The following is a 19,787-nucleotide window of genomic DNA, read 5'->3' on the forward strand; positions in this document are numbered from 1 at the left end:
CCTACGGTGAGGACACGGAACAGGAAGGACGGACCACGTGCTGGACCGGCTGAACGAGGCACTCGACCACATCGAGGAGCACCTCCGCGGCACACTCGACCCGGCCGTGCTCGCCCGGATCGCGGCCACCTCGGAGTACCACTTCCGGCGGCTGTTCTCGGCGCTGGCCGGGATGCCCCTGTCGGAGTACGTCCGGCGCCGGCGGCTGACCGTCGCGGGCGCCGAGGTGCTCGCCGGGGAGCGGACGCTGCTGGAGATCGCGGTCCGCTACGGCTACGGCTCCGGGGAGTCGTTCGCCCGCGCGTTCCGCGCGGTGCACGGCGTCGGCCCCGGGGAGGCCCGCCGTACCGGCGCGGCGCTGCGCTCCCAGCCGCGGATGTCCTTCCGCCTCGTCGTCGAAGGGAACAGCACCATGCGGTACAGGGTCGTGGAGAACGGCGCCTTCAGGATCATCGGGCGCGGGGCCAGGGTCCCCCTGGTCCACGAGGGGGAGAACCCGGCGATCGCGGCGCACATCAGGTCCATCGGCCAGGAGGCCCTGGACCGGCTCGCCCTCCTCTCGGACGGCAGTCCGGCCGGTGTGATCTCGGCCGTCACCCACCTCACGGAGAGCCGGGAGGAGGGGGCCGAGCTGGACTACTGGCACGGGGCCGTCAGCACCGCCCCGGTCCCCGCGGAGTTCGACGCGCTGGAGGTGCCGGCCGGCACCTGGGCCGTCTTCGAGGACGACGGGCCGTTCCCGCAGTCGCTCCAGTACCTCTGGCGCGACGTCTTCACCCAGTGGTTCCCGTCCAACCCGTACGCGAGCCGGCCGGGCCCCGAGCTGCTGGGCGTCCGGCCCTCGGCGGACTGGACGACGGCGCGGGCGGAGCTGTGGATCCCGGTGGAGCGCAGGGAGTCCTGAGGACCGTCCCGGGGGCGGACACGGGGGAGGGGGGGGGGGGGGGGGGGGGGGGGGGGGGGGTTCTTCCCCCCCCCCCCCCTTCGCCGTACGCCTCAGAACCGCATGAGCTGCGGCGACTCGCGCCGCTCCGGGTCGGGGCCCGGGTACTCGCGGATGATCTCGTAGCGGGTGTTCCGCTCGACGGGGCGGAAGCCGGCGTCGCGGATCAGTTCCAGCAGGTCCTCGCGGCCGAGCTTGTTCGGGGTGCCGTAGTTGTCGGCGTCGTGAGTGATCTTGTACTCGACGACCGAGCCGTCCATGTCGTCGGCGCCGTGCTGGAGCGCGAGCTGCGCCGTCTGCACGCCGTGCATGACCCAGAAGACCTTGACGTGCGGGACGTTGTCGAAGAGCAGCCGGGAGACCGCGAAGGTCTTCAGCGCCTCGGCGCCGGTCGCCATCGTGGTGCGGGCCTGGAGCTTGTTGCGGACCTTGCCGTCCTGCATGTCGACGAAGTCGTGCTGGTAGCGCAGCGGGATGAAGACCTGGAAGCCGCCGGTCTCGTCCTGGAGCTCGCGCAGCCGCAGCACGTGGTCCACGCGGTGGCGCGGCTCCTCGATGTGCCCGTACAGCATGGTCGAGGGGGTCTTGAGCCCCTTCGCGTGCGCGAGGCGGTGGATCCGGGACCAGTCCTCCCAGTGGGTGCGGTGGTCCACGATGTGCTGGCGGACCTCCCAGTCGAAGATCTCGGCGCCGCCGCCGGTCAGGGACTCCAGACCGGCCTCGATGAGCTCGTCGAGGATGTCGGAGGCGGACATCCCGGAGATCGTCTCGAAGTGGTGGATCTCGGTGGCCGTGAACGCCTTGAGGGAGACGTTCGGCAGCGCCTTCTTGAGCTCGGAGAGGGAGCGGGGGTAGTAGCGCCAGGGCAGGTTGGGGTGGAGCCCGTTGACGATGTGGAGCTCGGTGAGGTTCTCGTTCTCCATCGCCTTCGCGAGGCGCACGGCCTCCTCGATGCGCATGGTGTACGCGTCCTTCTCGCCCGGCTTGCGCTGGAAGGAGCAGTAGGCGCAGGAGGCGGTGCAGACGTTGGTCATGTTCAGATGCCGGTTGACATTGAAGTGCACCACGTCGCCGTTCTTGCGGGTCCGGACCTCGTGGGCCAGACCGCCGAGCCAGGCGAGGTCGTCGGACGCGTAGAGCGCGATGCCGTCCTCGCGGCTCAGCCGCTCACCGTCCCGGACCTTCTGCTCAAGTTCGCGCTTGAGTCCCGCGTCCATGTACGGCCGCCTCCTTTTATCTCCGAATTCAGGCGTGACCACCGTACTCCCCCGCCTTCGGGGCGGGAGGTACCCCCGTCGCCGGTCCGCGTCACTCCTCCTCGGGCAGCTCCCCGACCCGGTTCTCCCACTTCGTGGAGAGGACGATCGTGGTGCGGGTGCGGGAGACGCCCTTGGTGCCGGAGAGCCGGCGGATCGTCTTCTCCAGGCCGTCGACGTCGTTGGCGCGGACCTTGAGCATGAACGAGTCGTCGCCGGCGATGAACCAGCAGTCCTCGATCTCGGCCAGGTCCTTGAGCCGGCGGGCCACGTCCTCGTGGTCGGCGGCGTCGGAGAGGGAGATGCCGATCAGCGCCGTGACGCCGAGGCCGAGCGAGGCGGCGTCGACGGTGGCGCGATAGCCGGTGATGACACCCGCCGCTTCGAGGCGGTTGATGCGGTCGGTGACCGAGGGGCCGGAGAGCCCCACGAGGCGGCCGAGCTCGGCGTACGAGGCACGGCCGTTCTCACGCAGGGCCTGGATGAGCTGCCTGTCCACGGCGTCCATAGGGAAGAACCTTCCATTGTCCAGCGATACCGCGAGTTTAGGTATAGAATCTAAGGTACACAGGGAAGACGCCCTGTGAATCTTTCAGCAGATCAAAGACGATCTTTCAGGAGTGGTGTTCACCGTGTACACGATCGAGATGGCCTACGCACGCATGCGCGAGCTTCAGGACCTGGCCAACCGCTCGCGTGCCCACCAGCCGTCCGCCGCCTCGCAGCGCGCCGCGAAGAAGCGCGCCAAGAAGCGCTGATCACGACCGGGAGTCCCCCTCGTCCCGCCGGGCAGCAGCAGCGCCCCCACGGCCGAGCTCTCCCTCCCAACGGCGGTACAGCCGGTGCGGCACCCCTGCCGCGTCCAGCACCCGCCCGGCGACGAAGTCCACCAGATCCTGGATGTGCGTCGCCCCCGCGTAGAACGCCGGAGAGGCGGGCAGCACCACGGCGCCCGCCTCGTCCAGCGCCACCATGTGCTTGAGCGTCTGACCGTTCAGCGGGGTCTCCCGCACGGCGACGACCAGCGGCCGCCGCTCCTTCAGCGTCACGCTCGCCACCCGCTGGAGCAGGTCCTTCGAGAGCCCGAGCGCCACACCCGCCACCGCGGCGGTCGAGGCCGGGACCACCAGCATCCCCTTCGCCGGGTACGAACCCGAGGACGGCCCCGCGGCCAGGTCGCCGGCCGCCCAGTACCGCACGTCACCGAGCGCGCCCGAGACGTCGAAGGCGTCCGGCTTCCCGTCGGCGCCGCGCGCCAGCCAGGCCGCCAGGTCCTCGCGCCAGTGGGCGTCCCGGAAGGCGATCCCCGTCTCGTCGAGCAGCGTGAGCCGCGAGGCCCGCGACACCACGAGATCGACGCTCTCCCCGGCGTCGAGCAGCCCCCTCAGCACGGCGGCGGCGTACGGCGTACCCGACGCCCCCGAGACCCCCACCACCCAGGGCCGACGACTCTTCATCTCCTGCGACTCCACGATGGTGAGCCTATCCGGCCGGGGAAAGCCAGGCCGGGGCAAGGCCCGGCGCCCGCCCGCCCGTGGCCCGGACCGCCCGGGCCGGGCGGGGCCGCCCGGACTCTCCCCTCAGGCAGGCGCACAGGGGGTGTTCTAGAGTTGGTACCGATATGTCCGTCTTGTGGATCGCTGATCGGTACGCTCGCGCCCAGCAGGTCGCGAGCGCCGCGCGTCCGGCGGCGCGCCGGGCCCCCCACAGCCGCTGGGAGCCCCTGCTCGGCCTGGTCCCGCTCAGCGCCCCCCGGCCCCTCGGCGCACGCGCCGACCGGACCGCGGCCCACCGCATGGTCGACCCGACGGGCCCCGCCGAGGTCACCGTGATGCCCCGGCGCACCCTCGACGACACGTCGCTGCTGGTCTTCGCGGTGGAGTGGGAGGACGCCGGCGGTTTCGTCGTCAAGTACCCCCGCACCGACGGGGCTTCCGAGATCCTCGCCGAGGAGTGGGACCGCCTGCGCGCGCTGGAGGCCGACCGGCGCCTCGCCCCCTGGCGCCCCCTCCTGCCCCGGGCCGTCGGCGACCGGCCCGGCGGCGGCGCCCTCCACCGGCCGCTCGTCCAGACCCGGCTCACCGGCGTCCCCGCCTCCCCGCTCGTCCCCGGCGGACTCCTCGACCCGCGCCACGGCGTCACCGCCTCGCTCCGGCTGCTCGCCGCCCTGCGCGGCGCGACGGGCCGCAGCGAACCGGCCGCGGCCCACACCGCCGGGCGGGCGCACGCGCAACTCGACGTCCTGGCCGGGCGGATCGCCCGCCGCCGTCCCGGAGGAGGGCCCGCGGACCTGGACCCGGTGCGCCGCAGACTCGACGGGGCCCTGGCCGGCGCGACCCTGACCCGCGGCTGGACCCACGGCGACTTCCACCTGGGCAACGTGCTGCTCGACGAGGACGCGACCCGGGTCACCGGCGTCTTCGACTGGGGCGACGCCGACGCCGGCGGGCCGGCCGGGATCGACGCCTGCACCCTCCTCCTCGCGACGCGCGAGGCGCTCGGCGGCCCCCCGCTGGGGCAGCAGGTCGCCGACGTCCTCGACCGCGGACGGCTCCCCTCCGACGACCGCGCGCTGCTGGCGGCACACGGCGTCGACCCCGACAGCGGCGGCGACCCGACCGCCCTGCCCCTGCTGACCTGGCTGTGGCACGTGTCGGGAAACCTGCGCAAGACACGGCAGTTCGGCCACAGCCGCCGCTGGCTGGAGCGCACGGTCGCCCCCGTGCTCCGCGCCGCCGCCCGGAGCCCGGGCACGCCATGACCGGCGGGCGGGACCGGGCCCGCGACAGCTCCCGCGTGGCCCCGGGGCCGGACCGGGAGCGCGACGCCCCCCGCCCGGCCGACGCGCGAGACGGGCCGCCCTCCCGGGAGCCGGCGGCATCGCGCTCCGCCACCGCCCGCCGCTGGGCCGTCCGCGCGGCGCTCCCCGTCTCCCTCGCCCTGTGGCTGCTCTCGCTGCGCTCGGTCCCGCTGGAACGGATGCGCGACCTCGGACTGCTCCAGGTGCTGCCCCCGCTCTTCTGGGTCGCGACCGCCCTGCTCACCCTCGGGTTCTGCCTCGCCCTCGGCGACCGCCGCACCCACGGCGCCTGGCTGGCGGGCTACGTCCTCGGCCTGATCGCCCTCGTCCACGCGACCCCCACCCTGCTCTACCCGACGCTGCGCTACTCGTGGGCCTGGAAGCACCTGGCGGTCATCGACGCGATGATCCGGCACGACGGCGAGGTGCCGAACGCCGACAAGTTCTCCGTCTACAACGACTGGCCGGGCTTCTTCCAGCTCAACGCCCTGTTCCTGCGGGCCACCGGACTGGACTCGGCCGTCGGCTACGCCGCCTGGACGCCCGCCTTCGCCAACGCCCTGCTGCTCGGCCCGCTGCTCCTGCTGTACCGGAGCGTGACGAGGGACCGGCGGCTCGTCTGGGGCGCGGTGTGGGTCTTCTACAGCTGCTCCTGGGTGGGGCAGGACTACTTCGCACCGCAGGCCTTCGCCTTCCTGCTCTTCATGACCGTCATCGCCCTGGTCTTCCGGCAGCTGCCGTCGTCGGCGCACCCGCGGCCCGATCCACGGCGGCGCGGCGGCTGGCCGCCGGCGCTCCTCGCGGCCGTCGTGGTGCTCGTGGCCACGATCGTGGTCTCGCACCCGCTCACCCCGCTGATGCTGATCAGCGCCCTGGTGGCCCTGTCGCTGCCGCGCCGCAACCGCCGGGTGGCGCTGCCCCCGCTCGCCGTCACGCTCGTCTTCACCACCGTGTGGGACGCCACCGCGGCCCGCTCGTACCTCTCGGAGCACATCGACAAGCTGGTGGATTCCGTCTTCCGGCCCGAGGACAACGTCGCGTCCGGGCTGACGTCGCTGGGCGACGCCGCTCCCGGTCAGATCCTGCTGTCCTGGGTCGACCGGGGGCTGTCCGCGGCGGTCGTCGTCCTGGCCGTGGCCGGCTTCCTGGTCCGCCGCTGGACCCGGCGCTCCGGGCTGCCCCTGCTGGCGGTGGCCCCGCTCCCGCTGCTCGCCGTCAACGCCTACGGCGGCGAGATGCTCTTCCGGGCGTACCTGTTCGCGCTGCCCGCCGCCGCGTTCCTGGCCGCCGCGCTGCTGCTGCCACCGGGCGACCGGCGGCCCGCCGCCCGCGCGTTCGTCGTCTACCCCCTGTTCCTGGCCCTGCTCGGCGGCCTCTTCTTCGGCTACTACGGCAAGGAGGCGGCCAGCTACTACACCCTCGGCGAGGTCTCCGCCGCCCTCTACGTGACCGAGCACGCCCCGCCGGGCTCGACGGTCATCACGCTCACCTCCGACGTGCCCGGCCTCGACGTGGGCTACGAGCAGCACCGACGGATCATGCTGGCCTACCAGGATCCCAAGGACGTCAGACGCCTGCTGATCGACCCGCTGTCCGGCGTGACCGCGTTCGCCTACGGCGCCAGCCCCGAGCGGCCGGTGTACCTGGTGCTGAGCCGGGCCCAGGACATGAACGCCTACCTCACCGGAGACCTGCCGGGCGACATGTCGCAGCGGCTGCGGGCGGCGCTCGCCGACGCCCCGGGGTTCACCCGGGTGTACGCGGACGAGGACGCCGTGGTCTACCGCTACGTGACCCCGCGACCCGTCGGAGGCCCGCCGTGACCGTGACCCTCCCCCGCCTGGGGCTCGCCGCGTCGGGCTGGCTCGCGCTGCTCGCCACCCTGCTGCCGGACGCGGCGCCGGTGCGCGTGGCGGCGGTGACCCTGTTCCTGCTCGTCTGCCCCGGCCTCGCCGCCGTCCTCGCGCTGCGGCCGTCCGCCGCCACCGGCCGGGACGCGCACCGGTACGAGGTCCTGGAGGCCGCCCTGCTCACCCTGACGCTCGGCCTCGCCCTGGCCGCCCTGGTGGCCGTGGGCCTCTTCCTCGGGGAGGTCTTCACCGCCACCCGGGCGCTGCTCGTGCTCGCCGGCCTGACGTCCGTCCTCGCGCTGCTGCCCGGCCGCCGGCGTGCGGGGCCGGACGCCATGGCCGGTGCGCACCCGGGCGGCCCGCGGTGACCCGCCGCCGGACGGCGGGGCCGGCGCTGGCCGCGGCGCTGCTGGCGCTCACCGCCTGCGGCGGCCCGGCGGGCACCGCGGCGACGCCCGCGCCGTCCGCGTCCGCGACCCCCGCCTCCGTGTCCTCACCGGTGCCCCCGGGGCCCTGGAAGCTCGTCCTGGACGAGGGCTTCGACGGCTCCGACCTGGACTCGGCCCTGTGGGCCACCTGCTACGACTGGAACAAGGAGGGCTGCACCAACAGCGGCAACGACGAGCTGCAGTGGTACCTGCCGGAGCAGGTCTCCGTGGACGACGGGGAGCTCACGCTCACCGCCGAGCGCCGCGACACCGAGGGCAGCGACGACAAGACCTACCCGTGGCGGTCCGGCATGATCTCCACCGGTCGTGACCAGTGGTACGGCGAGCCGCGCCGGACCTTCACGTACGGGTACTTCGAGGCCGCGATCCGCGTGCCGGGCGAGGAGGGGATGTTCCCGGCGTTCTGGATGATGCCGGCGTCCCGCTTCACCCCGCCGGAGATCGACATCATGGAGTTCATCGGCTCCACGACCCGGGTCAACATGTACGTGCACTGGATCGACGCCGCCGGGGAACGGGCCCGGCAGCGCGGCGAGTACGGCCCCTCCGACTTCTCGGAGCGGTTCCACGTCTTCGGGCTGCTGTGGCAGCCCGACGCGCTGGTCTGGTACGTCGACGGCGTCGAGCGGATGCGGGTGACGGATCCGGAGAAGATCCCGGACGTGCCCATGGAGGTGCTGATCAACCTGGCGGTCGGCGTGCCCGAGGCGCCGCCCGACGCGGTCGACCGGGCCCGGATGACGGTGGACTGGGTGCGGGTCTGGCAGAAGTGACGCGACCGCGGGCCGCCCGGGGCGGGGGCCGGGTCAGGACAGGGCCCGGTAGGGCACGTTCAGCCGGGCCCGCAGCCGCCGGTAGGCGCGCCAGCCCCGGGTCCTGACGCCCTCGGGGAACGGCGCGACCGGTGCCGCGTCGCCGCGGGTCCACGACCGGAACCGGTCCCGGTCGGTGTCGGCGCGGACCATCAGCCGGGCGATGCGCAGCGGGTCGTCGTCCGCCGAGCTGAACGCGTCGCGCACGGCCGCGGCCGAACTCCACCCCGCCTCGCGGACCTGGGCCCGCACCGCGCGGCTGGAGTAGCCGTGCGGGTAGGCGAAGGCGTGCACCGGGTGGCCCAGGACGTCCTCCAGGTGCCGTCCGCATCCGCGTACCTCGTCCCGCAGCCGGCCGGGCGGGAGCGTGTCGAGCTGGGGGTGGGTGCGCGTGTGGCCGCCGATCTCCACGCCGAGCGCGTCCAGTTCGGCGAGCTGGGCCGGGCTCAGCATCCGCGACCCCGGCGGGAAGGGGCCCTCGGCCGTGTCGTCCAGGACGCCGGTGGTGACGTACAGGGTGGCGGGCAGGCCCCAGGACGTGAGCAGCGGGAGCACGGTCGCGCGGAAGTCGGCGAAGCCGTCGTCGAAGGTGAGGACCGCCGAGCGGTCCGGCAGCGGGGGGCCTCCGCGCTGCGCGGCGACGAGCCGCCGCAGGGGCACGATCCGTAGGCCGCTGTCGGCGATCTGGCCCAGCTGCTCGGCGAACGTCCGCGGGCTCACCGTGAACGGCGCGATCCAGGAAGGCGGGTCGTCGGCCACCGAGTGGTAGAGGAAGACGGGGACGGGGCTGCGCGGGACGTCCGCCGCCGGGCCCGCGCTCACGGCCGTCCTCCGGCCGCCGGGGCGGGCCGCCGCGCCGGCGCCGCGTCCGTCCCGGCGGGGGCGGGGCGCCGGGCGCGGCCCCGCGCGTACCCCGCGACCGTCAGGCCGACGCCGCCCGCGAGGGCTCCGGCCGTGCGCAGGCCGGCCGGACGGCCGGGCCGCAGGGCGCGGGCGACGGCGCGGGGGACGGTCGACCGCAGGTAGGCCCGCTCGCTGGCGAGGGCGGCCTGGCTGCCGCCGAGCCGGGCGACCTGTGCCTTGGACAGGCCCTCCGCGTAGCAGCGGGAGACGAAGTAGGACCAGGTGGCGCGGGCGGCGGGGACCCGGTGGCGGACCGCCGCCGCGGGCTCGTGGAGCAGGATGGCGTCCGGGCGGCGGGCCGCGATGCGCAGACAGAGCTCGGTCTCCTCGCAGCCGAGCGGACGGGCGCCGACCCGCCCCAGGTCGGCGCGGAACCCGCCGGCGGCGAGGACCTCGGAGCGCCGGAAGGACATGTTGGCGCCGATGAAGTTCCGCACCGGAGCGAGGTGGTCGGGCAGACCGTGGTAGGAGCAGCCGACCACCCAGTCGAACTCGGGCGGGAACCAGGCGGGCCGCCGGGTGGCCCACCGCGGCCGGACCAGGCCGCCGACTCCGGCCACGTCGGGGCCGGTGTAGCGGGCCAGCAGCCCGGCGGACCAGTCGGGTTCGGCGGCCGCGTCGTCGTCGAGGAAGGCGACGACCTCGCAACGGGCCGCCTCCACACCGGTGTTGCGGGCGCCGGACAGCCCCTGGCGCCCGGTGTTCGTGAGCACGCGGATGCCGTCGAAGGCGGCGCGGGAGCGCTCGTACAGCTCGGGGCAGTGGTCGACGACGAGGACGATCTCGTCCACGGGGTGCCGCTGGGCGTGCAGGGACCCGATCGCCGCCCGGATGTCGTCCCACCGGTCGAGGGTGTAGGCGCAGACGACGACGGTGACGCTCGGCAGGGTGTTCACGAGGACCTCCGGGTCTCGGTCGTGAGCCAGCGCGTGCGCAGGAGCAGCAGCAGGGCGGCGAGCAGTGAGGTGGCCGCCAGCCACGCCACCCCGGCCCCGGTGATCCCCAGGACCGGCAGCAGCAGTTTGGTGAGCCCGAGCACGAGCACGCACTCCGCGATCTGGAGCCCGACGGCCCAGTGCAGCCTGCGGCGGGCCCGCGACACGTCGATGGCGATGCTGACGACGATGTTCGGCAGCGCGGACAGGGCCAGCAGCCGCAGCAGGGTGGTGGCCTGGTCGGCGTAGGCGGCCCCGAAGACGGAGAGGATCTGCGGCGCCAGGGCCACCAGGACGAGGACGCCGGACCCGAGGAGGAGGCCCGTGTGGCGCAGGACCCTGCGCGCGTGGTCGGCCAGGTGCGCGGGGTCCCGCACGGCCTCCACCACCAGGGAGCTGCCCAGGTTGCGGGCGACCAGGTAGAGGACGTAGCCGACGACCCAGGCGAGGGAGAAGTAGGCGCTCTGCTCGGCGCCCAGGGCGTTGAGGACCATCAGCGGGACGAGGGTGTACGCCGCCATCCGGAAGAGCGAGCCGAAGTAGTCGGCGGCCGCGTAGCGCAGGGCCCGTTCGGGGCGCTGCGCCGTCGTCGACGTCCGGACGTGCTCGGGCACGGCCCGGCGCAGCAGCAGGTAGTTGGTGACGAGCAGGGAGACGGCGAGCGCCCCCGCCCAGGAGAGCAGGATGCCGGACTCGAAGGCGAGCACCGCGCCCATGCCGAGCAGGGCGATCTTCACGACGGCGAAGACCGTGTTCTCGGCGACCACCCAGCCGGGGCGGCGCACCGCGGTCAGCGCGCCGTCCTGCATCACGAAGACGGCGTATCCGGCGGTGGCGGCGACGAACCAGGCGGCGGCGACGGGGGTCCGCAGGAAGTCCAGGTCGGGGGCGACCACGGGCACCAGCAGCACGAAGACGGTGGCCGCCAGGGCGCTGACGCCGGCGCTCACGGCGTAGCAGGTGAGGATGAGCCGGCGGGTGTGGTGGCCGGCGGAGGGGACGAAGCGGACCAGGAAGTCGTTCAGGTTGAGCTGGCCGATGCCGGCGAGCAGCAGCGCCATGGAGAGCGCGGAGAAGCTGACGCCGACCACCTCGTCCTCGTACCAGCGGGTGGCGAGGACCCAGAAGACCGATCCGAGACCGGCGTTGACGAGGGAGCTGACGGCGAGGAGGTGCCCGTTGCGCAGCAGCGGGTCGCGGGAGAACACCGACCGGACGCCGGACCTGACCGCGGTGCCGAGGGAGCCGCGCGGGGCGGGGGAGCCTCGCGGGGCGGGGGGCGGCCTGTCGCCGGTGGGCGCCGGAGTCGCCCGGGCGTGCCGCGCCCGGTGCGGGGCGGGGGTGGCGTGGAAGGCGGACACCGCGGGTCCCCGCCGGGGTGAGGGGCCGGTCATCGTCCTGCGCCCCGCCTCCGGGTGTCGGGGTGGGTGCGGACGGCCGGGCGGTGGGGGGACCGCCGGCGCAGGAGCCGCTCCTCGCGGCGGCTGCGCAGGTAGCCGACCGGTCCGTAGAGCAGGCCGCGCAGCTCCAGACGGGCGAGCCGCGCCGGCGGGGCGCCGGCGGGGGTGTCCTGCCCGGCGCGTTCCCGGCTCCTGGCGAGGGCGTACCGCATCCCGCCGGGCAGCCGGCGCAGTAGCGCGGGCAGCATGCGGGGTTCGTGGACGAGCGCCCCGGCCAGGTAGGCGCCGAGGCCCGCCCCGTAGCCGAACGCCTGCGCCTCCAGGGCCTCCGGGGTCCTGCGGTGCCGGTGCCAGACGATCGCGCCCGGCTCGTAGGCGAGGGAGCGGCCGCGGGCCAGTACCCGGAAGAACGACAGCAGGTCGTCCCCGCCGCGCGCGGGGGTGCCGACGCCGGTGGCCGGGTCGAATCCGCCGAGCTCGCGCAGGAGCCCGGTGCGGAACGCCATGTTCGCGCCGGAGCCGAACCGGCCCGCGGTGAACGGGAAGAGGGGGTCGTCGGGCGGGGCGCTCAGTGACCAGGTCCGCGGGGTGTAGCCCTTGGCGAAGGCGCCGTGCCGCTCCAGCGCGACCTGCGCCTCGGTGTCCAGTTCGGCCGGGACGATGAGGCCGGTGACGCAGCCGGTCCTGGGGTCGGCCAGGAAGGGCGCGGCGAGCGCGGTCAGCCAGCGGCGGTCGACGAGCGTGTCGTCGTCGGTGAAGGCGACGATCGGGCCGCGGGCGGCGGCGAGGCCCCGGTTGTGGGCGCGGGCCAGTCCGGGCACGGGCTCGACCAGGTAGCGGACGGCGGGGCGGCCCGGCCGGGCGGACGCGCCGTACCGGCGGCTCACCAGTTCGCGGGTGGAGGCGTCCGCCGGGGCGTTGTCCACGACGACGATCTCGAACCGCGGGTACTCCAGCGCCAGCAGCGAGTCCAGGCAGTCGCGCAGCATGGCGGCGCGGTTCCGTGTCGCGACGACGACGCTCACCTCGGGCGCGCCGCCTCGGGTGGGCGGTCCGTCGCCGGGCCGGGGGCGGTGGCCCTCGGCCGCGGCGGGGAACTCCCGCAGCGCCGCCGTCTCGAAGGCCCGCCAGAGCTCCGCGGGCCCGCGGCCGGACGCCTCGGTCATGCCCAGCGGCCGTCCGTGGAGCCGTACGAGGCCGAGCGCGCGGCCGGTGGGCGCGTCCCCGGGCCGGCCGCCGGGGCGCCGGAAGGTCCCGGGTTCGGCGAGGTCGATGTCCACGACGGGCATCGGCGCGGCCGGCCCGGGCGGCACCGGGGTCACGGCGTGCTCCCCTCCCGCGGGGCGGCCGCGGCCATGGCGCCGGGGCGCTCGGACAGCAGTGTCCGCAGGACGCGGCGGCCGTCGGAGATCGCGTGCAGGTTGGAGCGGCCGTTGCGCCGGGGCAGTTCGAGGCTGGGGACCTCGGCGATCCGCAGTCCGGAGCGCAGGGCGTGCACGATCATCTCGGCCTCGATCTCGAAGCCGGTGGCGTGCAGGTCGAGCTGGTCGAGGAAAGTGCGGCGGAAGGCGCAGAAGCCGTAGCAGAGGTCGGTGAGCGAGGCGTCGTAGAGCCTGTTCACCAGGGCGAGCAGGGCGTGGTTGCCGAGCCGGCGGAAGCGGGTGATGTCGAGGGAGCCGCCGCCTTCGACGAAGCGGGAGCCCTTGACGAAGTCGTACCCGTTCTCCAGGAAGTGCACGAAGTGCGGGATCTCGGCGGGGGACATGCTGCCGTCGGCGTCGATCATGACGACGTAGTCGCCGCGGGCCTCCAGGAAGCCGGTGCGCAGGGCGTTGCCCTTGCCCTTGCCGCGCTGCTTGATGCTGCGGACGGTGGGCAGGATCTGGGTCGCCACGCGGACGGTGGCGTCGTGGGAGTCGCCGTCGACGAGGAGGACCTCGCCGACGCAGTCGGGTATCTGCTCGAAGACCCAGGGGATGTTGCGCGCCTCGTTGAGGGCCGGGACCACCAGGCTGACGGCGGGCCGGGTCGGCACTTTGTCGCCGGCGCGCCGCATGGGGTGCGGCGGCGGGTCGGTGGAGCGGCGTACGGGGTGGTCGTCGACGGGCCGCGAGTCGGTGCTCTGCGACAGGGTCGGGTGCGTGGTCATGATGGGGCTCCGGATCGAATCGGTGCACGGTTCGGTGTCCGTGCTGCGGAGGCCGTCCGCCGGAACGCGGTGCGAGGCGTGTCGCCCGGGAAATGCACCGTACGTTTACGACGTATATGTACACTTTATCCCTGGATGTTCTCCGGTCAAGGCGGGCACATGTCGATCGAGAAGGAGCCCCCGCGGGGGCGCAGGGCGCCCGGCCGGCGCGCCGGCGACCACGGGCGCTACGGCCGGCTGAGCCGCGAGCGGGTGCTCGCCACCGCCCTGGCCCTGGTCGACCGCGAGGGGCTGTCCGCGCTGAGCATGCGCCGGACCGGCGCGGAGCTCGGGGTGGAGGCCATGGCGCTGTACCGGTACGCCGCCGGGAAGGACGCGCTGCTCGACGGCCTGGTCGAGGCGCTCTACGCCGAGCTGGAGGAACGGCTCGCGGCCTCCCCCGAGGCACCTGGATGGCGGGACGAGCTCCATCGGATCGCCGGGGACACCTACCGGGTCGTCTTCGCCCATCCCCACGTGGCCCCGCTCCTGGCCACCCGGATGCTGGCGGTCCCGCTCGCCCGCCGCCCGCCGGCCGTCCTCCGGGCCCACGAACGGCTCCTGGTCCTGCTCGGCCGGGCGGGACGGGACGAGGAGGCCACCGTGGCGGCCTTCCGGGCGGTGACCGGCTGGCTCCTCGGCTACGTCCTCGGGGACCTGCGGGCCATGGTCGACAACCCGGACGAGCCCGATCCCGCCTTCCGGCTGGGCCTGCACCGCATGCCGGCCGACGCGTTCCCGCGACTGCGTGCCGCGGCGCCCGCACTCGCGCTGCGCGGCGGCCCCGAGGGCCTGGCGGCCGGCCTCGACGCGCTCCTGGACGGCTTCGACGGCGGGGCCTGACGGCCCCGCGGCCCGTCCGTCAGAGCGACAGCCCGCGGACCAGCAGGTCCAGCAGGGCGCAGACGAACAGGCTGATGCCGATGAAGCCGTTCGTCGTGAAGAACGCCCGGTTGAGCCGGGACAGGTCGTGCGGCTTGACGATGGTGTGCTCGTAGCAGAAGGCGGCCACGACGATCACCAGGCCGATCCAGAAGAAGAGCCCCGCGTCGGTCGCCACCGCGTACCAGACGAGCAGTGCCGTGGTGACGACCGCGGAGACGCGGGCCCCCCACAGCGCGGCCGGCACGCCGAAGCGGGCCGGCACGGACATCACGCCGTGCGCCCGGTCCGCCTGGACGTCCTGGCAGGCGAAGATCAGGTCGAAGCCGCCGATCCAGACGCCCACCGCGAGGCCGAGGATCACCGCCTCCCAGGACCACTCGCCGGTCACCGCGAGCCAGGCCCCGATGGGCCCGATCGCCTGGGCGAGGCCCAGGATGGCGTGCGGGAAGTTCGTGAACCGCTTGCCGTAGGGGTAGACGACCATCGGGATCACGGCGAGCGGCGCGAGGGCCAGGCACAGCGGGTTGAGCAGGGCCGCGGCGCCGAGGAAGACGACGACGGCGATGCCCGCCCCGGTCCACGCCGACCGCACCGACACCGCGCCCGTGACCAGCTCGCGCTGGGCGGTGCGCGGATTGCGGGCGTCGATCTCGCGGTCGATGATCCGGTTGCAGGCCATCGCGAAGGTCCGCAGGCCCACCATGCACACCGTCACCAGGAACAGCGTCCACCAGTGGACGTTCCGGTCGAGCCGGAACATCGCGGTGAGGGAGGCGATGTACGCGAAGGGCAGCGCGAAGACCGAGTGCTCGATCATCACGAGGCGCAGGAACGACTTCGTGCGCCCCGGCGTGGCGCCCGGTACGGCGGCCGTGGTCACAGCCCGTACTCCTTCCAGCGGCGGTCCACCAGGGCCGCCGTCGCCGGGTCCGACTCCACCATGTCCGGCCAGCCGCCGTCCCGGGTGTAGCCCTCCTCGGGCAGCTTCTTCGTGGCGTCGATGCCCGCCTTGCCGCCCCAGAACTGCTGGTAGGAGGCGTGGTCGAGGTGGTCGACGGGTCCCTCGACGACCGTGAGGTCGCGGGCGTAGTCGGTGTTGCCGAGGGCCCGCCAGGACACCTCGTGCAGGTCGTGGACGTCGCAGTCCTTGTCGACCACGATGATCAGCTTGGTCAGTGACATCATGTGCGCGCCCCAGATGGCGTGCATGACCTTCTGCGCGTGCTTGGGGTACTTCTTGTCGATCGAGACGATCGCGCAGTTGTGGAAGCCGCCCGACTCCGGCAGGTGGTAGTCGACGATGTCCGGCACGATGATCTTGAGCAGGGGGAGGAAGAACCGCTCCGTCGCCCGCCCCAGCGGCCCGTCCTCGGTCGGCGGCCGGCCGACGACGATCGACTGGAGCAGCGGACGCTTCCGCATGGTGATGCAGTCGATCTTCAGGGCGGGGAAGGGCTCCTGCGGGGTGTAGAAGCCGGTGTGGTCGCCGAAGGGACCCTCCGGGAGCATCTCGCCCGGCTCCAGCCAGCCCTCGACGACGACCTCGGCGTTGGCCGGGACCTGGAGCGGGACGGTCTTGCAGTCGACCATCTCGATCCGCTTGCCCTGCACGAAGCCGGCGAAGAGGTACTCGTCGATGTCGCCCGGCAGCGGGGCCGTCGAGGCGTACGTGACGGCCGGCGGGCAGCCGAAGGCGATCGCGACCGGCAGCCGCTCGCCCCTCGCCGCGGCCACCGCGTAGTGGTTGCGGCTGTCCTTGTGGATCTGCCAGTGCATGCCGATGGTGCGCTTGTCGTGCCGCTGGAGGCGGTAGAGGCCCAGGTTCCGCACCCCCGTCTCGGGGTGCTTGGTGTGGGTGAGCCCCAGGTTGAAGAAGGAGCCGCCGTCCTTGGGCCAGGTGAACAGCGCCGGAAGCAGGTCCAGGTCGACGTCGTCCCCGGTGAGGACGACCTCGTGCACGGGCGCCCCGTCGGACTTCACCTTCTTCGGCGGCACGTGGATCATCGAGCCGAGCTTGCCGAAGGCCTCCCGGACGCCGACGAAGCCGTGCGGGAGCTCGGGCTTGAGCAGCCCGCCGATCTTCTCGCTGATCTCGGCGTACGACTTCAGGCCGAGCGCCTTGAGGAGCCGGCGGTCCGTGCCGAAGACGTTCATCGCGAGCGGCATGGCGGCGCCCTTGACGTTCTCGAAGAGCAGCGCCGGGCCTCCCGCCTTGTTCACCCGGTCGACGATCTCGCCGACCTCCAGGTACGGGTCGACTTCGGCCTTGATGCGCTTGAGGTCGCCTTCGCGCTCCAGGGCCCTGAGCAGCGAGCGGAGATCGTCGTAAGCCATAGGGGCCAGTATCCGCCACCGGCTAGGCTTGAGTCGTCACCGGGGCCGTCGAACCGGCCTCCGCCGTTGCTTCCAGGGGGCTCTCCCGCATGCTCAGGGCACTGATGTACATCCTGCCGCTGGCGCTGACGATCTACGCCTTCATCGACTGCCTCAACACCCCCGAGGACGAGGTCAAGCACCTGCCCAAGGTCGTCTGGGTCATCGTGATCCTGCTCTTCTGGATCGTCGGCCCGGTCGTCTGGTTCGTCGCGGGCAAGCAGCGGCGCGCCCGCGCCGGCGACCGCGCGTCCTCCGGGTGGGTCGCCCCCGACGACAACCCCGAGTTCCTGAAGTCCCTCCGCGAGGAGGGTGCCGCCGACCGGAAGCCGGCCGCCGACGAGTCCCGCCTGGAGGACTGGGAGGCGGACCTGCGCCGCCGCGAGGAGGAGCTGAGGAAGCGGGAGGGCGGCGAGGACGGCGACCGCGGCAAGGCCCGCGACGAGGAGACCGAGGGCTGATGGAGCTGCGGCTCCTCGCCACCTTCGAGAAGGTGGCCGACGTCCTCTCCTTCACCCGGGCCGCCGCCGACCTCGGATACGCCCAGTCCAGCGTCACCGCGCAGATCCGCACCCTGGAGTCCTCGCTCGGCGTGGAGCTCTTCGAGCGGCTCGGCAGCCGCATCCGGCTCACCGAGGCCGGGGAGCGCCTCCTGCCGTACGCGCGCCGCATGGCCGAGCTGGCGGAGGAGGCCCGGACGGCGGTCGCCGTCTCGGCGGAGCCCTCGGGCCCGATCGCCGTCGGCACCATGGAGTCGCTCACCTCCTACCGGCTGCCGCCGCTCCTGGAGTACTTCCACCACCGCTATCCGCAGGTGCGGCTGACCCTGCGGCCCACCCTCGGCGACGAGACCCGCCGGGCCCTGCGGCAGGGCACGTACGACGTCGGCTTCCTGATGGAGCCGGAGACGGAGCACGAGGGCCTGGAGTCCGAGGTCCTCGCCCCCGAGCCGCTGGTCCTGGTGGCCGGCCCGGACCACCCGCTGGCCGGCCGGGCCGGGCTGACCGCCGCCGACCTCGCCGGGGCCCTGCTGGTGGGCACCGAGCCGGGCTGCCCGTACCGCGACCTCTTCGAGCGGGAGCTGCGGGAGTGGGCGCCGCCGTTCATGGAGTTCGGCACGATCGAGGCGACCAAGCGCGGCGTGGCCTCGGGCCTCGGGGTCGCCCTGCTGCCCCGGGTCGCCGTCTCCGGGGAGCTGGCGTCCGGGGAGCTGGTGGCGCTGGACTGGGAGGCGCCCTTCACCCTCTTCACCCAGCTCGCGTGGCGGCGGGGGAAGCGGCTTCCGCCGCACGTCCGGCTGTTCGTGGAGCAGGCGCGCCGCCTCGTGTCGGAGCAGCGAGGGTGACCTTCAGGCTCGCCAGGACGATCAGCGGGACCCCGAGCGCCTGCACGAGCCCGATGTGGTGGCCGTACACGGCCCAGTCGACCCCCAGGGCGACCGCCGGGTAGGTGAAGGCCAGGACGGCGATCTTGGCGGTCGGCAGCTTGGCGTAGGCCGCGTACATCAGCACGTACATCAGCCCGGTGTGGATCAGTCCGAGCCCGGCGAGCCACGCCCAGCCGGCGCCGAGCCCCGCCGTCGCCCCCAGGTCGGCGAAGGGCAGCAGGAGCGGGATGCCGACGAGGACCTGGACGAGCGCGACCAGATGGGGCCGTACGCCGGTGACGCGCCGGGTGACGAAGGTCGACAGGGCGTAGAGCACGGCCGCGGCGAGCGCGAACCCGAGCCCCTTCAGCGAGGCGGTGTCCCCCGGCCGCACCCCGGAGACCAGCACGAGCCCGGCGAAGGCGACGGCCAGCCAGCCGAGCTTCCCGGCGGAGATCCGCTCCCTCGTCAGGACCGCCCCCAGCAGCACGAGGAAGAACGGCTGCGTGTGGTAGGCGACGGTCGCGAGGGAGATCGAGCTGGCCTCGTACGCCTCGAAGAGGAACACCCAGTTGAAGACGATGAACACCCCGCCGAGCGCGGCGAGTCCAAGCTTCCGCGGCGTGAAGCCGTGGCCGGTGAAGTAGCCCCGCGCCAGGCTGTACGCGCCGAGGGCGGCGGCCCCGAAGAGGCACCGGAAGAAGACGACCTCGAAGGGCGAGGCGCCCGACTCGACGACGAAGACGCCGAGGGTGCCGGAGAGCACCATGGCGAGGGTGAGTTCGACGGTTCCCCTGGTCTCGTTTCTCATGCCGGCGACGCTACGAGCGGGGCCGCCGGCCGGTCCACGGGCCAGTGGGGGGTCCTGCCGATGGGGGCGATCGGCGGAGCCGATGGGCGCCCCGCCCGGCGGCCGCCGGAGATGGGACGCGCACGCGGAATACCTTCGGGCGAGGCGTAGTTGGCACCCGGTACCCGACGAGACCGGAGCAGACAGACATGACCTTCGACGCCGCGCCCGCAGCGGACCGCACCGACCGCTCGTTCCTCTTCGTCCTCGGCAGCTCCCGCTCCGACGGCAACTCCGAGATCCTGGCCCGCGCCGCCGCCGCGCACCTGCCCGCCGACGTCCCGCAGCGCTGGGTGGACCTCAACCGGCTGACGCTCCCCGACTTCCAGGACGGGCGGCACGAGGACGCGGGCCGGGAGCCCGGGGAGACCGAGGAGCTGCTGCGCCGGGCCACCGTGGAGGCCACCGACGTCGTCATCGTCTCGCCGCTGTACTGGTACAGCCTCTCGGCGCAGACCAAGCGCTACCTGGACTACTGGTCGGGCTGGCTGAACGTGCCGGGCTCGGACTTCAAGGAGCGGATGGCCGGCCGCACCCTGTGGGGGGTCTCCGTCATGGCCGACGACGACCACCGGGTCGCGGAGGGCCTGGAGACCACCCTGAACCACTCCGCCGCCTATCTGCGGATGCGGTTCGGCGGCGTCCTCACCGGCACGGGCTCCCGCGCCGGCCGGGTGCGCGCCGACGGCGACGAAGCGGAAGGTGACGGAGGCCCTGGTGAAGAAGTTCGCCGGGCAGCAGATCCTCGTCATCGGCCAGTACATCGACCAGCTGGAC

The 19,787-nt window shown here is 73.7% G+C and carries 21 protein-coding genes; 10 read left to right on the forward strand and 11 right to left on the reverse strand.

Annotation, left to right across the window (positions count from 1 at the left end):
• The first annotated feature begins 37 nt into the window (after positions 1 to 37).
• Positions 38 to 904 (forward strand): AraC family transcriptional regulator, encoded by an 867-nt coding sequence (locus ACZ60W_RS25590; RefSeq protein WP_469757705.1) that lies wholly within the window; start codon positions 38 to 40, stop codon positions 902 to 904.
• A 92-nt stretch (positions 905 to 996) separates the two neighbouring features.
• Here ACZ60W_RS25590 and mqnE read toward each other — a convergent pair whose 3' ends face one another.
• Both mqnE and ACZ60W_RS25600 read right to left on the reverse strand, forming a co-directional pair.
• A complete protein-coding gene (gene mqnE, locus ACZ60W_RS25595) occupies positions 997 to 2,160 on the reverse strand; it encodes an aminofutalosine synthase MqnE (RefSeq protein WP_469757706.1) in 1,164 nt (387 codons plus the stop codon).
• A 91-nt stretch (positions 2,161 to 2,251) separates the two neighbouring features.
• Positions 2,252 to 2,707 (reverse strand): Lrp/AsnC family transcriptional regulator, encoded by a 456-nt coding sequence (locus tag ACZ60W_RS25600; RefSeq protein ID WP_386403834.1) that lies wholly within the window; start codon positions 2,705 to 2,707, stop codon positions 2,252 to 2,254.
• A gap of 112 nt (positions 2,708 to 2,819) precedes the next feature.
• Between ACZ60W_RS25600 and ACZ60W_RS25605 the strand changes: the two genes are divergently transcribed.
• The gene (locus tag ACZ60W_RS25605; protein WP_469757707.1) at positions 2,820 to 2,957 is read left to right on the forward strand and encodes a hypothetical protein; all 138 of its coding nucleotides are present in this window, start codon (positions 2,820 to 2,822) and stop codon (positions 2,955 to 2,957) included.
• On the opposite strand, the gene ACZ60W_RS25610 is transcribed toward ACZ60W_RS25605, so the two are convergent.
• A complete protein-coding gene (locus tag ACZ60W_RS25610) occupies positions 2,958 to 3,656 on the reverse strand; it encodes a UbiX family flavin prenyltransferase (protein WP_469757726.1) in 699 nt (232 codons plus the stop codon).
• Between the two features lie 164 nt (positions 3,657 to 3,820).
• Here ACZ60W_RS25610 and ACZ60W_RS25615 point away from each other — a divergent pair, with 164 nt between their 5' ends.
• The 4 genes from ACZ60W_RS25615 to ACZ60W_RS25630 are packed head-to-tail and all read left to right on the forward strand — an operon-like array spanning position 3,821 to position 8,071.
• Entirely contained in the window at positions 3,821 to 4,960 is a 1,140-nt protein-coding gene (locus ACZ60W_RS25615; protein ID WP_469757708.1) for a phosphotransferase family protein, read from the forward strand.
• Complete coding sequence (locus ACZ60W_RS25620; RefSeq protein WP_469757709.1) at positions 4,957 to 6,822, forward strand: glycosyltransferase; 1,866 nt, start codon at positions 4,957 to 4,959, stop codon at positions 6,820 to 6,822. The genes ACZ60W_RS25615 and ACZ60W_RS25620 overlap by 4 nt, the downstream gene beginning before the upstream one ends.
• Entirely contained in the window at positions 6,819 to 7,217 is a 399-nt protein-coding gene (locus ACZ60W_RS25625; protein WP_469757710.1) for a hypothetical protein, read from the forward strand. The genes ACZ60W_RS25620 and ACZ60W_RS25625 overlap by 4 nt, the downstream gene beginning before the upstream one ends.
• Complete coding sequence (locus ACZ60W_RS25630) at positions 7,214 to 8,071, forward strand: glycoside hydrolase family 16 protein (protein WP_469757711.1); 858 nt, start codon at positions 7,214 to 7,216, stop codon at positions 8,069 to 8,071. The genes ACZ60W_RS25625 and ACZ60W_RS25630 overlap by 4 nt, the downstream gene beginning before the upstream one ends.
• Positions 8,072 to 8,104: 33 nt before the next feature.
• Here ACZ60W_RS25630 and ACZ60W_RS25635 read toward each other — a convergent pair whose 3' ends face one another.
• The 5 genes from ACZ60W_RS25635 to ACZ60W_RS25655 are packed head-to-tail and all read right to left on the reverse strand — an operon-like array spanning position 8,105 to position 13,497.
• Positions 8,105 to 8,932 carry a polysaccharide deacetylase family protein gene (locus tag ACZ60W_RS25635; protein ID WP_469757712.1) on the reverse strand — a complete coding sequence of 276 codons (828 nt, stop codon included), beginning with the start codon at positions 8,930 to 8,932 and terminating at the stop codon, positions 8,105 to 8,107.
• Positions 8,929 to 9,909 carry a glycosyltransferase family 2 protein gene (locus ACZ60W_RS25640; RefSeq protein WP_469757713.1) on the reverse strand — a complete coding sequence of 327 codons (981 nt, stop codon included), beginning with the start codon at positions 9,907 to 9,909 and terminating at the stop codon, positions 8,929 to 8,931. The genes ACZ60W_RS25635 and ACZ60W_RS25640 overlap by 4 nt, the downstream gene beginning before the upstream one ends.
• Positions 9,906 to 11,309, reverse strand: coding sequence for a lipopolysaccharide biosynthesis protein (locus tag ACZ60W_RS25645; RefSeq protein WP_469757714.1), 1,404 nt, complete (start codon positions 11,307 to 11,309; stop codon positions 9,906 to 9,908). Before ACZ60W_RS25645 ends, ACZ60W_RS25640 begins: the two co-directional genes overlap by 4 nt.
• 29 nt (positions 11,310 to 11,338) lie before the next feature.
• Positions 11,339 to 12,670, reverse strand: coding sequence for a glycosyltransferase family 2 protein (locus tag ACZ60W_RS25650; protein ID WP_469757715.1), 1,332 nt, complete (start codon positions 12,668 to 12,670; stop codon positions 11,339 to 11,341).
• Positions 12,667 to 13,497, reverse strand: coding sequence for a glycosyltransferase family 2 protein (locus ACZ60W_RS25655; protein WP_469757716.1), 831 nt, complete (start codon positions 13,495 to 13,497; stop codon positions 12,667 to 12,669). The genes ACZ60W_RS25650 and ACZ60W_RS25655 overlap by 4 nt, the downstream gene beginning before the upstream one ends.
• A 159-nt stretch (positions 13,498 to 13,656) precedes the next feature.
• On the opposite strand from ACZ60W_RS25655, the gene ACZ60W_RS25660 reads away from it, so the two are divergent.
• Positions 13,657 to 14,379 (forward strand): TetR/AcrR family transcriptional regulator, encoded by a 723-nt coding sequence (locus ACZ60W_RS25660; protein ID WP_469757717.1) that lies wholly within the window; start codon positions 13,657 to 13,659, stop codon positions 14,377 to 14,379.
• Positions 14,380 to 14,398: 19 nt separating this feature from the next.
• Here the strand turns inward: ACZ60W_RS25660 and mqnP are convergent, their stop codons facing one another.
• Positions 14,399 to 15,301 carry a menaquinone biosynthesis prenyltransferase MqnP gene (gene mqnP / locus ACZ60W_RS25665; protein ID WP_469757718.1) on the reverse strand — a complete coding sequence of 301 codons (903 nt, stop codon included), beginning with the start codon at positions 15,299 to 15,301 and terminating at the stop codon, positions 14,399 to 14,401.
• The gene (locus tag ACZ60W_RS25670; protein WP_469757719.1) at positions 15,298 to 16,755 is read right to left on the reverse strand and encodes a menaquinone biosynthesis decarboxylase; all 1,458 of its coding nucleotides are present in this window, start codon (positions 16,753 to 16,755) and stop codon (positions 15,298 to 15,300) included. The genes mqnP and ACZ60W_RS25670 overlap by 4 nt, the downstream gene beginning before the upstream one ends.
• Before the next feature lie 89 nt (positions 16,756 to 16,844).
• Between ACZ60W_RS25670 and ACZ60W_RS25675 the strand changes: the two genes are divergently transcribed.
• Both ACZ60W_RS25675 and ACZ60W_RS25680 read left to right on the forward strand, forming a co-directional pair.
• On the forward strand, positions 16,845 to 17,255 hold the full coding sequence (locus ACZ60W_RS25675; protein ID WP_469757720.1) for a PLD nuclease N-terminal domain-containing protein: 411 nt from the start codon (positions 16,845 to 16,847) through the stop codon (positions 17,253 to 17,255).
• On the forward strand, positions 17,255 to 18,139 hold the full coding sequence (locus tag ACZ60W_RS25680; protein WP_469757721.1) for a LysR family transcriptional regulator: 885 nt from the start codon (positions 17,255 to 17,257) through the stop codon (positions 18,137 to 18,139). The genes ACZ60W_RS25675 and ACZ60W_RS25680 overlap by 1 nt, the downstream gene beginning before the upstream one ends.
• On the opposite strand, the gene ACZ60W_RS25685 is transcribed toward ACZ60W_RS25680, so the two are convergent.
• Positions 18,042 to 18,971 carry a DMT family transporter gene (locus ACZ60W_RS25685; RefSeq protein WP_469757722.1) on the reverse strand — a complete coding sequence of 310 codons (930 nt, stop codon included), beginning with the start codon at positions 18,969 to 18,971 and terminating at the stop codon, positions 18,042 to 18,044. The two genes, ACZ60W_RS25680 and ACZ60W_RS25685, sit on opposite strands and share 98 nt — an antisense overlap.
• 188 nt (positions 18,972 to 19,159) lie before the next feature.
• On the opposite strand from ACZ60W_RS25685, the gene ACZ60W_RS25690 reads away from it, so the two are divergent.
• On the forward strand, positions 19,160 to 19,787 hold a 628-nt coding region (locus tag ACZ60W_RS25690), incomplete at its 3' end, for a flavodoxin family protein (protein ID WP_469757723.1).

It is taken from the genome of Streptomyces sp. NPDC104202 (assembly GCF_055584185.1).

Excerpts from the sequence above, each read along its gene's own strand:
- ACZ60W_RS25620 (WP_469757709.1), top strand. The coding sequence starts at position 4,957 with ATGACCGGCGGGCGGGACCGGGCCCGCGACAGCTCCCGCGTGGCCCCG.
- ACZ60W_RS25685 (WP_469757722.1), bottom strand. The coding sequence starts at position 18,971 with ATGAGAAACGAGACCAGGGGAACCGTCGAACTCACCCTCGCCATGGTG.
- ACZ60W_RS25675 (WP_469757720.1), top strand. The coding sequence starts at position 16,845 with ATGCTCAGGGCACTGATGTACATCCTGCCGCTGGCGCTGACGATCTAC.
- ACZ60W_RS25600 (WP_386403834.1), bottom strand. The coding sequence starts at position 2,707 with ATGGACGCCGTGGACAGGCAGCTCATCCAGGCCCTGCGTGAGAACGGC.
- mqnE (WP_469757706.1), bottom strand. The coding sequence starts at position 2,160 with ATGGACGCGGGACTCAAGCGCGAACTTGAGCAGAAGGTCCGGGACGGT.
- ACZ60W_RS25670 (WP_469757719.1), bottom strand. The coding sequence starts at position 16,755 with ATGGCTTACGACGATCTCCGCTCGCTGCTCAGGGCCCTGGAGCGCGAA.
- ACZ60W_RS25660 (WP_469757717.1), top strand. The coding sequence starts at position 13,657 with ATGTCGATCGAGAAGGAGCCCCCGCGGGGGCGCAGGGCGCCCGGCCGG.
- ACZ60W_RS25615 (WP_469757708.1), top strand. The coding sequence starts at position 3,821 with ATGTCCGTCTTGTGGATCGCTGATCGGTACGCTCGCGCCCAGCAGGTC.
- ACZ60W_RS25610 (WP_469757726.1), bottom strand. The coding sequence starts at position 3,656 with ATGAAGAGTCGTCGGCCCTGGGTGGTGGGGGTCTCGGGGGCGTCGGGT.
- ACZ60W_RS25680 (WP_469757721.1), top strand. The coding sequence starts at position 17,255 with ATGGAGCTGCGGCTCCTCGCCACCTTCGAGAAGGTGGCCGACGTCCTC.
- ACZ60W_RS25655 (WP_469757716.1), bottom strand. The coding sequence starts at position 13,497 with ATGACCACGCACCCGACCCTGTCGCAGAGCACCGACTCGCGGCCCGTC.